The organism is Pseudomonas sp. TWP3-2, from assembly GCF_049897765.1.
GTDB lineage: Bacteria > Pseudomonadota > Gammaproteobacteria > Pseudomonadales > Pseudomonadaceae > Aquipseudomonas.
The window spans coordinates 201,952-215,864 of record NZ_JAFCWW010000010.1 but is presented as its reverse complement, the minus strand read 5'-3'; the positions used below and the strand labels follow the sequence as shown (position 1 = coordinate 215,864).

Here is a 13,913-nt window from a genome sequence, read left to right as displayed (position 1 = left end):
CAGGCTGAGTGGAGGGATTGATCAGGGGGTGGGAGCGCAGCGACCGTTTGGCGCAGCCAAACACATCGAGAGGAGGTGCAGCGCAGCAAACCGGAGGCGATGCCCCCGGATCAATCCCGGAGCGAAGGAACCCGAGCCCCAGCGAGGGCCGAACGTCAGGGTAAAGCCTTTTGGGTTACCTTTTCGGCGTCTGGAAAAGGTGACCCGCCGTAAGGGCGGAACCCCAGGAAGCCGTTACCGCAACAACGGATATGTACTCAGTCAAAAACAGGTTTGGGGGCTTCCCCCCAAACCTAGAATCTCCCAAAGGGGTCAGGCCATTTCCAGCTCCCGTTCTGCCGCGACCGGTGCCACTTCGAAGCGATCCGCCAGAAACGGTGTGATATCCAGCGGCAACGGTTCATCGTTGACCAGTTTGTCCAGCAACACCCCGGTAATCGCCGACGTCAGAATCCCCGTGCGGAAATGCCCGCAAGCATTCAAATAGCCTTCCACCCCCCGCATCGGCCCAAGAATCGGTAGCTCATCCGGCGAACCCGGACGCAGCCCCGCCCACGTACGCTTGAGGTTGATGTCAGCCAGTTCCGGCAGGCAACGCACCGCGCCCTGCACCAGCCCGGCGATTTCCGGCCAGGTGGTGGTGACGTCGAAGCCTTTGTCTTCGGTGGTGCTGCCAATCAGGATCTCGCCGTTGTCCTTTTGCGCCATGTAGCAATCGCTGGTGGTCAGGCAGCCATTGAGAATTTTCGGCAGGCGTTCGGTGAGCAGAATCTGACCCTTGACCGGTTTCACCGGGATGCGAATGCCGGTGGCCCACTCGCTCAAATCTGCAGCCCAGGCACCGGCAGCGTTGATCAGGGTTTTACAGTGGAATACGCCGGCCTCAGCCGTTTGCACGCCGGTCACGCGCGTGCCGTGGTGCAACACGCCGGTGATGTTGGTGTTGACGTACATGTCGACGCCGTTCTGGCGCGCGCCTTCGGTGTAGGCATCGGAGAGACGGAACGGGCTGACCTGATGGTCGCAGAGAAATTCCAGCGCCCCGCGCGCTTCGTGGCTGACGCTCGGTTCGGATTCGCGCAGTGCCGCCTGATCGAGCCAGCGCACCTGATCCGCCAGGTGCGGAATGCAGCCGACGATGTGTTCGGCGTAGGCGCGATCCTCGTCGTCATAAATCACGAACTTCAGCCCGGTCTTCTCGAACTTGAAATCCATGCCGTGATTGTCTTTCAGCTCGCGGTGCAGCGCCGGGTACAGCGCGTTGGACTGCAAGGCAAAATCGAAGAACGAATCCGGCAGGATGTGCGGCGTACTCGAATCCACCGCCACCGCCGCACCCTGGGTTTCGCGCTTGCGGTTGGCCGACATCATGCGGAAGAAAATCACCCCGCAGCCCAGCCCCACCGACTCGCCAATCGCCCACAAGCCACCGGCCGAAGCGCGGGTCGCATTGCCCGGACGCTTGGCGTCGATCAGCGCGACTTTGAGGTTTTTGCGCTTGGACAATTGATAGGCGATGGACGCGCCGATCACACCGCCGCCAGCGATGACCACGTCATAGAACTTACTCATGGGAAACGGCCTCCGTGCCGAGGGACTGGAATGCGGAAAAAGGAATCGGATCAATCGGGAAACGCGGGCGCAGCCAGCCGACATCCTGGCGACCTGTAGCCTGACGCAAGCGGTCGCTGCAATAGCCGACGCACATCCGTCCCTGACAGTCGCCCATGCTCACGCGGGTGCGCATTTTCAGGCTGGCGATGTCTTGCACGCCTTGCTCCAGCGCCAGATCGATATCGGCGCGGGTTGCGTGTTCGCAGCGGCAGATGACTGTGTCGGCGGCCGGCAACGCGGTTTGGCCGACACCGCGTTCGGTGTAGCGATCAACCGCCGCACGGAAGCGCACGATGGCTTTGAGCTTGCCCAGATAACGGTCACGACGAACTCGCGCCAGGTCTTCTTCGAGCACACCGCGTTGCAGCAGGATCGAGGTCGCGGCGATCTTGCCGGCGAGCATCGCTGCTTCGCCGCCGCGAATCCCGCCCATGTCACCGGCCAGATGCACGTGCGCCTCGTTGCTTTGCTGCCATTCATTGGCGTTGGCGCGCAGATAACCGTCATCGCTGAAGCCGTGATCCAGCCCCATCTGCTGACTGAGTTGAGTGCGCGGAATGAAGCCGTAGCCGACCGCCAGGGTCTGCGCTTCGAAGCGCTCGACGCGGCTCATGTCGGCCTCCCATGTCGCCGAATACGGCGCCACGCTGACGCTCTTGAGTTCGCCTTCACCGTGCGCTTCAACCACGCCCCAGCCGTAATTCATCGGGATGCCGTGCAATTTCAGGTAGGCGAGCATGCTTAAGCCATCGAGGAACAGTTGCGGTTTGTTCAACAGTGCCAGGCTCTCGCGGGCGATCTTGCCGAAGGCGCAGGCCTCATACACCCCGGCCACTTTGACCCCGGACGCGTGCAGCTGCGTCGCCACCAGCGGCAACAACGGCCCGGTGCCGGCGATCACCACCGGGCCTTGCGGTTTGACCACGCCGCTTTTGATCTGCAATTGCAGACCGCCCAGCATGATCACTCCCGGCAGGGTCCAGCCGGGAAACGGCACGCTGCGTTCGTGGCAACCGGCGGCGAGCAGCAACTGCGGATACTCGATCTCGTGCAGATGCTCATCGCCATCCAGCACCACCAGCGAACGCGTGCCCTCAGCGCCGACCACCCGGTGATTCAGGCGCACGTCGATCAGCCCGGCCTGTTCCTGAAATTCGCCATGCAGTTTGCTCAGCGCTTCGGAGTAGCGCGGCCCCAAGTAGTCAAGCTGCACGCCATCGCGCAGCGGCCCGCGATAAACCACGCCGCCGAGGCGCGAGGCTTCTTCGAGCAGGGTCGAGCGCACGCCGTGGCGCGCCAGTTCAATGGCCGCCGCCATTCCCGCCGGACCACCGCCGACGATCACCGGTTGCAGGCTCATACGACCTCCTGCCCGTGGATGCGGTTGACCTGGGTTTCAATCAGCATGCCGTCGCGCACCACGGTCTGGCAGGCGCGGCGTTTGTGGCGGCCGTTGATTTTCACCAGACAGCATTGGCACACGCCCATGCCGCAATAGGCACCGCTGATCTGATCGTGATCATTGCGTGCAACCTGGCGCACGCCGAGGGCTTGAATGACGCTGAGGACGGTTTCGCCGATGGCGGCGCTGACCGGTTGGCCGTTGACGTGGACGGTCATGTCCGCCTGCGCCAAAGGCTGGATATCGAAGGTTCTTTCTTGGCAGTGCATTGCGTTGATCTTCCGTGAAATGTTCAGTGAGTTTGCGACAGCTCCTTGCTGCACTACACCTGACCGGCTCGTGGGGGTTATCTCTCTATCGGGCCGGCAGGGTTACTCCGTCAGCGGCACAAGGTGCGCGCGCAAGCAATGTAGTCGATCCAGCGGCAAGGGCCGGGTTATTTCACGGTAGGGGATATTGCGCGGTGAAATATTGATCCAGGCCAGTGAAACCGCTGGGGGCATTTCCGTCGGTCAGTTGGAGAACACGAACTGCCCTTTGATCTTTTTCGCACCGATGAAGCCGAGGTCCGGGAACAGCAGGGTTTTGACCCAAGCGGTGTAAAACACCAGCGCCAGAGTGATGGCGACGATAATCAGAGTCGACACCGGCTCCTCGGCGTAGCCTTTGAACATGCGCGGCATCTGACTGATCGTCAGCAACACGAACACGGTGTAGAACGCGGCGATATTTTTGTAGAAGCCCCAAGCGAACAGCAGCGGAATGCCCCCCACCATCAGCGTGACCGCCAGGGCGACTCCCAGACTGACTTCGTAAAACAGGAAAAACCCTGCAAACGCGCCAAGCAGTGCCTGAAGGCAGGTCAGCACTACCAGAATGGTGACCTTTAGCGAGTGCCGCTCTCTAAGCGCCGGATCCGGGCGAGCGCCAATCCATGCGGCGAGAACCCGATCCTTGACCTTGCCACCCGACAACGCCTTGAACGTTTCGGTTTTGGAGCGTCCGGCATCGAGCATCTCGACCAGTTGCCGTTTGATTTCCTTCTTGTCCAACGTGCTCATCCTTAAAAACAGACAGAAGCGGCCAATCCCCTTCCGCCGCGAGATTGTCCCTGCTCGTCCTGCAGAAAGCAAAAAGCCGCTTTCACCCGAAGGTGAAAGCGGCCGAGGCAGATGCCTCAATCAATCAATTACGTGAACAGAGCGATCAGGATGATGATCGGGATCGGGATGCCAAGGAAAAACAGCAGTAGTGAACGCATGGAGGTACTCCTTGATCAAGAGATCTGATTAACGAACCGGAGGAATGGTGGTCGTGGTGTAGGTTTCGACTTCGACGTACTCGACTGCATCCCGGCGGCGACCGCCGAAAGTAGCGGCGAAACTGGCGAAGAACGCACCGGCCAGCAGCGCGACGAACATCCACAGCGCAGTCAGGGCAGCGATTTTTGCAGCAGCATCAGCCACCTGTTGCGCTTTGACTTTGGCATCGGCAATGGCTTTCTGAGTGCGAGCGTAGACTTCATCAACCCGACGTTCGGCATCGGCCTGAGTCAGGTTGGTACGCTGGGCCACCAATTGCGCGAGGTAGGTACGGTCTTCGGCGCTGAGCTGACCGTTGGCCAGACTTTGCGCGAAGATGCGGGCAACAGCGCCATGCGCAGCATCGTCGCTGACAGCAACCGGACGATCATCGCGGAACAGGCTGTCAATGAAGTAGCCGTACTGATTGCTATCGGTATTGGCCGCTGCTGTACCAGCCGCTTGCGTTACGGCACTGGCTGCACCGCCGGCCACACTGGCACCGGCCTGCACGCCACCACTGATGACGCTACTGACCGAGCCGACCACCAGAATCGCGGTGACCAGAGTCGCTACGCACCAGGCCAGGAAGCCATGCGCGGTGTCGCGGAAATACACCTCGTCACCGTGCATGTTCGCCCACTTGACCCGCAGGCGACCGGCGATATAACCACCCAGACCGGAAGCGATGATTTGCGTCGCAGCCAGCCAGACGATTGTCGAAATACCCAGGCCCTTGGCGCTGACGCCCTCTCCGGCCCACGGTGAAACAGCCGAGAAGCCCAGACCGAAACCGAGCAGCACCAGGATCAACGACAATGCCGCAGCCGCAGCCGCGCCAGCGAAGATCGCGCCCCAGGACACACCTGAGACGTTGCTCGAATCTCCTTCAAAGGCAGGATAAAACCCATCAGAGGATCTATTCATTGTTGTTCTGCTCCAGGCATGAAAAATGGTGTTACAACTCGTCGAGAGAGGAATTGCAGCGACCGTGCCAGCCGCACAAATAAAATAAATCGTTATTTTTCAGATGATTACAAAGACTGAACTTCCCTGAACCTTGCAAATTGCAATAAATGATCGAAAACAGCGTGCTTTCTGCACTGGCGCAAAAGCCTCGGCGATCTGACTGTGCATCAGCCACAACATGAAAGTTAATTTAAAGCGGGACGCTAAAATCTTGGCAAAATGCTGCCATTGCGTTTAACCAGATCAGCAGGCCCCTCATGACTCGCATCCTGACCATCGAAGACGACGCCGTGACCGCCCGGGAAATCGTTGCCGAACTGAGCAGCCACGGCCTCGACGTGGATTGGGTCGACAATGGCCGCGAAGGCCTCGACCGCGCCGTCAGCGGCAATTACGACTTGATCACCCTCGACCGCATGCTCCCCGAGCTGGACGGTCTGGCCATCGTCACCACCCTGCGCACCATGGGCGTGTCGACGCCGATTTTGATGATCAGTGCCCTCTCCGACGTCGATGAGCGCGTGCGCGGCCTGCGCGCCGGCGGCGACGATTACCTGACCAAACCGTTCGCCACCGACGAAATGGCCGCCCGCGTCGAAGTATTGCTACGGCGCCAGAGCAGCGGTGGCACCCAGCCGACGACGTTGCGTGTGGCCGACCTGGAGCTGGATCTGATCAGCCACGAAGCACGCCGCGCCGAGCAGGTTCTGACGCTGTTGCCGACCGAGTACAAGCTGCTTGAATTCCTCATGCGCAACTGCGGTCAGATCCTCTCGCGCATGATGATTTTCGAGGAAGTCTGGGGCTATCACTTCGACCCCGGCACCAACCTGATCGACGTGCACATCGGCCGTCTGCGCAAGAAGATCGACCCGCCGGGCAATGTCCCGCTGATCCGCACCGTGCGAGGCTCGGGTTATGTCATTGCCGAACCCGTCTGACGGTTGGCGTTCCTCCAGCAGCCGACTGCTGGCGCTGTACAGTTCGTTGTTCGTGGCGTGGAGCGCGATCCTCATGGGGGTCATGTATTACGAGGTCTCCGGCTACCTCGACAACCTCGCCAAGCATTCGCTGATGCAACGCCAGCACCTGTTTTCGCACTTTCGCGGCGAGCAACTGGAAGACGCCTTGGCCGCAAGCATGACCTTCGACATTCGCGGAATCGACGCCTACGGCCTGTTCGATGCGCAACAACGCTACCTCGGTGGCGCGTTGCAGCAAATCCCCGATGGGTTGCCGCTGGACGGCAAGATCCACATGCTCGCCGACTGCGCCAACTCCGATGATCCGACCCTGCCCAACGACAGCTGTGATGCGGTTGCGACCCAGACTCGCGATGGTCGCTGGCTGGTGCTGCTGCGCGACAACGGTTCGCTGTTCGCAGTGACGCGGATCATTCTGCATGCGTTGTTCTGGGGCGTGTCGCTGACGATTGTGCCGGGGATCGTTGGCTGGCATTTGCTGCGGCGCCGACCGCTGCGGCGAATTCGGGCGATTCAGGCCAGCGCACAGTCGATTGTTGCCGGTGACTTGACCCATCGGTTGCCGCTCTCGAATCGCCGCGACGAACTGGACATGCTCGCCGCCATCGTCAACGCCATGCTCGATCGCATCGAACATTTGATGAATGAAGTCAAAGGCGTGTGCGACAACATCGCCCACGATTTGCGCACGCCGCTGACCCGATTGCGCGCGCAGTTGTATCGCATGCAACAGCAGGCGGGCGAAGGTTCGCAGGAAGGCGCGCAACTGGATCTGGTACTGGCCGAGGCCGATACGCTGATGGCGCGCTTTCGCGGGTTGCTGCGGATTTCCGAACTAGAGGATCGTCAGCGCCGTTCAGGCTTTGTCGAGCTGGATCCGGTGTTGTTGCTGGAGGAGTTGCACGACTTCTATCTGCCGCTGGCCGAGGAAGGCGAGTTGACTTTCCAACTGGCCATGCCCGAATCGTTGCCGCTGATTCATGGCGACCGCGCGCTGCTGTTTGAAGCCCTGGCCAATCTGCTGAGCAATTCGATCAAGTTCACCCCGGTTGGCGGCGCAGTGATTTTGCGTGGCGTGAATGACGCTGGGCAGACGCGCATTGAAGTGCTGGATTCCGGGCCGGGCATCCCCGAGGCCGAACGCGAGGCGGTGTTTCAACGGTTTTATCGCGCCGAGGGTGGGCAACCGCAGAGCGGCTTTGGTTTGGGACTGTCGATTGTCGCGGCGATTGTCAGCCTGCATGGCTTCAAACTTGAGCTGGGCAACAGTGACCTGGGTGGAGCGCGGTTGGTGCTCGATTGCCGGCAGAGCTTGATCGCACAATCTTGAAAGCACCCAAAAAACCTGTGGGAGCGGGCTTGCCCGCGATGGCGGCAGTTCAGTCGAAACAGTGTTGACTGACACACCGCTATCGCGGGCAAGCCCGCTCCCACAGGTTATGCGTGAATCTCAGGATGGATAATTGGCGCGCAGCGCTTCGAGGCCGCCCTGGTAGATGCCGCCAAACAGCGCCACCACTTCCTCGTCGCTCACACCCTTGGCGTTGAAACGTCCCGACCACGTTACCCGCGCGCCCTGCCCTTGGGCTTCAACGCGAATCGTCGCCAGATAATCAGTCGCCGGGAACGGTGCCTGCTCAATCGAATAGCTGTAAGTCTTGCCGGCGTTATCAAACGTCTGCAGACGCTCGATCACCACCGCGCCGTCCGCCGTTTGCAGGCTGCGCACGCGCCCGCCTTCGCTCAGCTCACTCTTGGGAATGAACGGCAGCCAGTCCGGCAGCGTGTTGAAGCCACCAATCAATTGCCAGACCTGATCGGCCGAGGCCGGGATGTCGATTGTTGCTGATGCAGTTGCCATAAAAATCTCTCTCAACAGGAATTCAGATTGTCATGCTGTCGACCACACCGCCATCGACCCGCAAAGCGGCGCCGGTGGTGGCCGATGACAACGGCGAAGCGATATAGGTGACCAGGTGCGCAACTTCTTCGACGTTGGCCACGCGCTGAATGATCGAGGTCGGGCGGGCCCGACGTACAAACGCGTCAGCTTCTTCGCGCAGGCTGCGGCCGGATTCGGCGGCGGCGTCCTTGAGCATTTCCTCGACACCGTCGGTGAAGGTCGGCCCGGGCAGGATCGCATTGACGGTTACACAAGTGCCAGCCAGACGTTTGGCCAGACCATGCGACACCGCCAGATTGGCGCTTTTGGTAACGCCGTAGTTGATCATGTCGGCCGGCGTTGCCACCCCGGATTCTGAAGAAAGGAAGATCACTCGGCCCCAGCCCTTCTCAACCATCGCCGGCACGTAATGCCGCGACAGGCGCACGCCGGAGATCACGTTGACCTCATAGAAGCGCGTCCACTCCTCATCTGGCGCATCGAAAAAATCCACGGCGTTGTAGATCCCGAGATTGTTCACGAGGATGTCGGCTTTTGGCTCGGCGGCGAACAGCTTTTCCGCGCCTTCGGCGGTGCCCAGATCGGCCGTCAAGCCGCGCAACTGTGCGTTCGGCACGTGCTGACGAATGCTCGCCAGCGCCTGCTCAACCTTGGCCGAGTCGCGGCCAATCACCACCACCGTGGCACCCGCCTCGGCCAATGACTGGCTGATGCCCAAGCCAATGCCAGCGGTGCTGCCGCTGACAATCGCGAGTTTGCCGCTCAGATCGATCTTCATGCTTTCACCTCATCAATTGGGAGTGGCGCACGTTCAGAAATCAATTTCGCTTCACGCAGCGCCTGCCAGAATCCAGCAGGAATGACTGCCGACAACGCAGCCACATCTTCAGCAATCCGCCCAGGCTTGCTTGCGCCGGGAATCACCGCCGCCACTGCCGGATGAGCCAGTGAGAATTGCAGCGCGGCGGCTTTCACATCCACGCCATGCGCGGCGGCGATGCGTTTGATCTGTTCGACCCTGGCGATGACTTCAGGACTGGCCTTCTGGTATTCGAAGTGCGCGCCACCGGCCAGGATCCCTGAGCTATAAGGGCCACCGACGACGATTTCAACCTTCTGCGCCAACGCCGCATCCATCAGGCGCTGCAAGGCGCGGTCGTGATCGAGCAGCGTGTAGCGGCCGGCGAGCAGGAAGCCGTCGGGTTGCGCTTCGCTCAGATCGAGGGTCAGTTCGCACGGCTCGACTTTGTTCACACCCAGGCCCCAGCCTTTGATCACGCCTTCTTCGCGCAGGCGAGTGAGGACTTTGAACGCGCCGGTACGTGCCTGGTTGAAGTATTCCAGCCATTGATCGCCGTAGAAGTCTTGCGCGATGTCGTGGACCCAGACGATGTCCAGGCGATCGGTTTTCAGGCGGTTGAGGCTGTCTTCAATCGAACGCAGGGTCGCATCGGCGCTGTAATCGTTGACGATTTTGTTCGGGCGGCCATGTTCGAATACGCCGCTCTTTTCGCCGAGATCACGGGCCGCAGCGTCTTCGACTTCATCGAGAATGACGCGGCCGACCTTGGTGCTAAGCACGAAGTCATCGCGTTTGTATTGCGACAGCGCTTCGCCGAGGCGGATTTCCGAGAGGCCCGAGCCGTAGAACGGCGCGGTGTCGAAGTAGCGCACGCCAGCATCCCAAGCGGCGTGCACGGTGGCTTGCGCTTCCTCTTCAGGAATGGCGCGAAACATATTGCCCAGTGGCGCGGTGCCAAAGCCGAGTTGGCCGGGGAGTTTGTCTTTCAGGCTCATGAAATTTTTCCTCAAGTACAGTGGGTCGTGGTTGACCGTTGAGCAGATCGTAGATTGCGCGACCCAGACCGTCCAAGACATAATCCGCAGCACTTGAGTCCCTTTAGGTCTGACATGATCGATATCCGCCAATTGCGCTACTTCGTCGCCGTCGCCGAGGAAGAACACGTCGGTCGCGCCGCCGAGCGCCTGCACATTTCCCAATCGCCACTCAGTCGGCAGATTGCCCAGCTTGAAGAACGCCTGGGCCTGACGCTGTTCGAGCGCAGCCAGCAACGCATCCGCCTGACCCGCGACGGCCAGACTTTCCTCGCTGAAACCCGCGCCTTGCTGACCCACGCCAATCGGCTGGAATCCCTCGGCAAGCGCTTGGGCCGTGGCGAGGAAGGTGGGTTGTGCATCGGCTACATAGAAAACGCCATGCATGCCGGGGTTTTACCGAATGCTTTGCGTGTGCTGCGCGTGGATCGGCCCGCCGTGCATGTCGCGCTGTACAACCTGAGTTCCGCCGAGCAACTCGAGGGCCTGCGTCAGCGTAGTCTCGATATCGCACTGGTGAGTGAACCGCCGACGGCTGACGATCCAGACTTGCTGGGGTTTCAAGTACTGGACGATCCGATGCTGCTGGCGCTGCCGGAGCAGCATCCGCTGGCGCAGCAGGCTTCGCTGGAACCCACGGATCTGGCCGGTCAGGAATGGATCAGCGTGCAGCCGCGCCAGGACGCGGGCGACGAGTTTGTCAGTGCGTGCATCCGGGCGGGCTTCACGCCGGATGTGCGGATGCAGGCCACCGAGCCGTTTACTGCGCTCGGACTGGTGGCTTCGGGACTGGGAATTGCGATGATTCAAAAGGGTCTGAGCCACAACGCACCGCCCGGCGTGGTGCTGCGGGAAGTGCCGTGGCTGGTGTTCACCACGCCATTGTGGGCGGCCTGGCATCGGGTGAATTTGCGGCCGTTGGTGGAGACATTTCGCAAAGTGCTGACTGACACCCCGCCAACACTGTAGGGATTGCGTTGGGTCAGATGGGTTGCAGATGCAGGAGGCCGTCGCTGGCGATATTGAGAGTGATCGCGTTGTAACTGGCGATGGTGGCGTGTGGGGTTTCGATCGGATGGTGATGCGTAGCGGTGATGATCATCAATTGCGCACCCGCAGCTTCCGCTGCAAGAATTCCGACCGTGGCGTCTTCGAAGATCAGGCAATCCTGCGGTTCCAGCCCCAGTCGTTTGGCTGCCAACCGGTAACCCGCCGGATCAGGCTTTCCGGCCGTCACGTCCTCAGCCGTGATCATCACCGCAGGCTCGGGAATCCCGGCGGCGGCCATTCGCCGCAACGCCAGATCACGTGGTGCGGAAGTCACCATCGCCCAGCGATCCGCTGGCAACGATTGGAGAAATGCCGCAGCACCCGGAACCTCGACAATGCCGTCGACATCGCCAATTTCCGCCTCGGTAATAAACGCCGCTTGCGCCTCTGCATCCACACCCGGCAGGTTCAACCGACGAATCGTATCAATCGCCCGCACACCGTGAATGGTCGGCAAAAACGCTTCCACATCCACTCCATGACGCACGGCCCACGCTGACCAGATGCGCTCGGCGGCCGCGATGGAGTTGAGGACGGTACCGTCCATGTCGAACAGGAACGCGCCAAACGCGCGGTTGAAAACAGCATCGTGAGCGGACAATGGATTGCATCCTCGCAAGGGGCCGGAAAAATGTGCCCGGCAATGTAGCACTTGCGCTGGCCCTCAATGCAGTTGGTGCGACTCCTTGGAGTTGAACGCATCCTGCACGCAATCGAGCAATTGGCCGATCGCCCAAGGCTTTTTGATAAACGCTACCGGACGCTTGACCCCGGACGTCTCTGGCGTTTCATAACCGGACATGACCATCACCGGTTTGTCCGGCCAGCGCTCGCCCACCAGGTTCGCCAGATCCGCGCCGTTAAGCTTGCCGGGCATGGTGATGTCGGTGAGCAACAGCGCAACTTCCGGCGCGTGGGTTTCCAGATAGATCGAGGCCGCGTCAGCACTTGAATACGGCTCGACGGTGAAACCCTCCTCCTGAAGAATTTCGCATAGAAACTCCAGAATCAACGGATCATCCTCGACCACCAGAATCAACCCGCCAGGAAGGTGCGCGCTCGGCGTCGGAATTGGACTCATGAACTGACTCTCCCTGAATTGCATGAACATTTTGTAGCGGCTTGTTCCGCTGCTTATCTGGTATGAGCGGCGGCCTTTGCAGAAATTCATTTTTGATACAGCTCTTTTTGATAACACCCGACCGTAAGCCCTTCGTGCGGCTGCATTTGTGGTTAAAATGCCCGCCCTTTTGCTTTGCCGATCCCGATTGATGACCCCTGAAGCTCTCGCCACCCTGCACGCCCATCTGCTCACCGCGCTGACCTCCCCGCCGGCTGAAACCCGGCGTCTGTTCCACGGCCGCGGGCGTTGCTGGGCGGGCCTGGAGCAGCTGACGGTCGACTGGCTGCAAGGCGTGGTGCTGGTGGCGTTGTTCAAGGAACCAGAGCCTGCGCAACTTGCTGACCTGAAAGCCTTGCTGATGAACATCACTGGATCGACGCAATGGCAGCAGTCCGGCGCCCACACTCTGCTGATCCAGCATCGCTACCTGCCGCAAAGCACCGCCGAATGGCAGCTCGGTGCGGAAATCGACGAACTGACCATCGTCGAGGGCGGGCTGAAATATCTCGTGGATCTGGGCCGCAAACAGAACGCCGGACTGTTTCTCGACATGCGCTACGGCCGCGACTGGGTGCGCGAGCAGGCGGCGGGCCAACGCGTGCTCAATCTGTTCGCCTACACCTGCGGCTTTTCCGTGACGGCGATCGAGGGTGGCGCCAGCCATGTAGTCAACCTCGACATGTCGCGCGCCGCGCTCAGCCGCGGCCGTGACAATCACCGTTTGAACGGGCATGACCTGAGCAAAGTGACATTCCTCGGCCACGACCTGTTCAAGTCCTGGGGCAAGGTGATCAACAGCGGCCCGTATGACCTGGTGATCATCGATCCGCCGTCGTTCCAGAAAGGCAGTTTTCTGCTGACCAAGGATTACCGGCGTGTGCTGCGCCGTCTGCCGGAACTGCTCACCGAGCATGGCACGGTGCTGGCGTGCATGAACGATCCGGCGTTGGGCTCGGACTTCTTGATCGAAGGCGTGACGCAGGAGGCGCCGAGTTTGCGTTTTGAAAAACGTCTGGAGAACCCGCCGGAATTCCCGGATATCGACCCAGAAAGCGGCCTCAAAGCGCTGATCTTCAAACGCGCCGACTGATCAGATATCCCCACAGCGTCAGCGGAATAACCGGGTTCCGAGTTCGCGCGCCGTTTGCAGATGCTCTGCAGAATCGCGCGACTCGGATTCCAGCAACAACGTCGAACTGCCCACCGTCGCCCCGCAATAATCAAAGATGCCGTGATCGATCTGCGCCTTCATCGCCGCGCCATAACCGTGGCGTTGATAAGTCCCGGCATCCGCCCCGCCGATGCCAACCAGATGCACCCGCAGGCGTCCGAGTTTCTTTTCCAGCTTGGCATCGCTGGCAAAATCAAACGCCCAGCCATTACTGAACACCCGATCGATCCAGCCCTTGAGCAGCGCCGGCATCGCCCACCAGTAAACCGGATAGACCAGCACCAGCGCATCGGCGCGGTCGACTCTTGCCTGCTCGGCCAGTACGTCCGACGGCGGCAGGGATTCTCGGTGATGCACCGCCAGATCCGCCGCTGTGAAGCGCGGATCAAAACCTTCACTGTGCAAATCAGCAATTTCGAAGGTGTGATGCGTAGCGCTAACGCCCTGGGCAATCTGCCCGGCCAACGCGTGGGTCAGCGAACGCGGATCGTGATGGGCGACGACAATCAATGCGTGCATGGGAAAATCTCCAGTTATATACTCTTGGTAAGTTACGAACAG

15 protein-coding genes are annotated in these 13,913 nt (G+C 60.5%); 4 read left to right on the top strand and 11 right to left on the bottom strand.

Annotation, left to right across the window (positions count from 1 at the left end; genetic code table 11):
- Positions 1–312 precede the first annotated feature (312 nt).
- The 5 genes from hcnC to ACP7EE_RS17255 form a co-directional block, all read right to left on the bottom strand.
- Entirely contained in the window at positions 313–1,572 is a 1,260-nt protein-coding gene (gene hcnC, locus ACP7EE_RS17275; protein WP_426235505.1) for a cyanide-forming glycine dehydrogenase subunit HcnC, read from the bottom strand.
- A complete protein-coding gene (hcnB, locus tag ACP7EE_RS17270) occupies positions 1,565–2,974 on the bottom strand; it encodes a cyanide-forming glycine dehydrogenase subunit HcnB (protein ID WP_420648909.1) in 1,410 nt (469 codons plus the stop codon). The genes hcnC and hcnB overlap by 8 nt, the downstream gene beginning before the upstream one ends.
- The gene (locus ACP7EE_RS17265; RefSeq protein WP_426205344.1) at positions 2,971–3,285 is read right to left on the bottom strand and encodes a (2Fe-2S)-binding protein; all 315 of its coding nucleotides are present in this window, start codon (positions 3,283–3,285) and stop codon (positions 2,971–2,973) included. Before ACP7EE_RS17265 ends, hcnB begins: the two co-directional genes overlap by 4 nt.
- 243 nt (positions 3,286–3,528) lie before the next feature.
- On the bottom strand, positions 3,529–4,068 hold the full coding sequence (locus tag ACP7EE_RS17260) for a hypothetical protein (RefSeq protein WP_420648911.1): 540 nt from the start codon (positions 4,066–4,068) through the stop codon (positions 3,529–3,531).
- Positions 4,069–4,305: 237 nt separating this feature from the next.
- Complete coding sequence (locus ACP7EE_RS17255; protein ID WP_426235503.1) at positions 4,306–5,244, bottom strand: hypothetical protein; 939 nt, start codon at positions 5,242–5,244, stop codon at positions 4,306–4,308.
- A 299-nt stretch (positions 5,245–5,543) separates the two neighbouring features.
- On the opposite strand from ACP7EE_RS17255, the gene ACP7EE_RS17250 reads away from it, so the two are divergent.
- Together ACP7EE_RS17250 and ACP7EE_RS17245 are read left to right on the top strand one after the other, a co-directional pair.
- Positions 5,544–6,227: a response regulator transcription factor gene (locus ACP7EE_RS17250; RefSeq protein WP_420648913.1), complete on the top strand. Its 684-nt coding sequence runs from the start codon at positions 5,544–5,546 to the stop codon at positions 6,225–6,227.
- Entirely contained in the window at positions 6,205–7,599 is a 1,395-nt protein-coding gene (locus tag ACP7EE_RS17245) for a sensor histidine kinase (protein ID WP_426235501.1), read from the top strand. The genes ACP7EE_RS17250 and ACP7EE_RS17245 overlap by 23 nt, the downstream gene beginning before the upstream one ends.
- Before the next feature lie 120 nt (positions 7,600–7,719).
- Here ACP7EE_RS17245 and ACP7EE_RS17240 read toward each other — a convergent pair whose 3' ends face one another.
- The 3 genes from ACP7EE_RS17240 to ACP7EE_RS17230 are packed head-to-tail and all read right to left on the bottom strand — an operon-like array spanning position 7,720 to position 9,969.
- Entirely contained in the window at positions 7,720–8,130 is a 411-nt protein-coding gene (locus tag ACP7EE_RS17240; protein WP_426205347.1) for an SRPBCC family protein, read from the bottom strand.
- A gap of 22 nt (positions 8,131–8,152) precedes the next feature.
- Positions 8,153–8,950, bottom strand: coding sequence for an SDR family NAD(P)-dependent oxidoreductase (locus ACP7EE_RS17235; RefSeq protein ID WP_426235499.1), 798 nt, complete (start codon positions 8,948–8,950; stop codon positions 8,153–8,155).
- Positions 8,947–9,969: an aldo/keto reductase gene (locus tag ACP7EE_RS17230; RefSeq protein ID WP_426235497.1), complete on the bottom strand. Its 1,023-nt coding sequence runs from the start codon at positions 9,967–9,969 to the stop codon at positions 8,947–8,949. Before ACP7EE_RS17230 ends, ACP7EE_RS17235 begins: the two co-directional genes overlap by 4 nt.
- Positions 9,970–10,083: 114 nt before the next feature.
- Here ACP7EE_RS17230 and ACP7EE_RS17225 point away from each other — a divergent pair, with 114 nt between their 5' ends.
- Positions 10,084–10,977 (top strand): LysR substrate-binding domain-containing protein, encoded by an 894-nt coding sequence (locus tag ACP7EE_RS17225; protein ID WP_426235495.1) that lies wholly within the window; start codon positions 10,084–10,086, stop codon positions 10,975–10,977.
- Between the two features lie 13 nt (positions 10,978–10,990).
- On the opposite strand, the gene ACP7EE_RS17220 is transcribed toward ACP7EE_RS17225, so the two are convergent.
- Both ACP7EE_RS17220 and ACP7EE_RS17215 read right to left on the bottom strand, forming a co-directional pair.
- Positions 10,991–11,659, bottom strand: a complete 669-nt coding sequence (locus tag ACP7EE_RS17220) for an HAD family hydrolase (protein WP_426235493.1) — start codon at positions 11,657–11,659, stop codon at positions 10,991–10,993.
- 63 nt (positions 11,660–11,722) lie between these two features.
- Entirely contained in the window at positions 11,723–12,139 is a 417-nt protein-coding gene (locus ACP7EE_RS17215) for a response regulator (RefSeq protein ID WP_426205352.1), read from the bottom strand.
- Between the two features lie 190 nt (positions 12,140–12,329).
- Here ACP7EE_RS17215 and ACP7EE_RS17210 point away from each other — a divergent pair, with 190 nt between their 5' ends.
- Entirely contained in the window at positions 12,330–13,271 is a 942-nt protein-coding gene (locus ACP7EE_RS17210) for a class I SAM-dependent methyltransferase (protein ID WP_426235491.1), read from the top strand.
- A gap of 18 nt (positions 13,272–13,289) precedes the next feature.
- Here the strand turns inward: ACP7EE_RS17210 and ACP7EE_RS17205 are convergent, their stop codons facing one another.
- Positions 13,290–13,871 carry an NAD(P)H-dependent oxidoreductase gene (locus ACP7EE_RS17205; RefSeq protein WP_420648922.1) on the bottom strand — a complete coding sequence of 194 codons (582 nt, stop codon included), beginning with the start codon at positions 13,869–13,871 and terminating at the stop codon, positions 13,290–13,292.
- Positions 13,872–13,913: the final 42 nt, after the last annotated feature.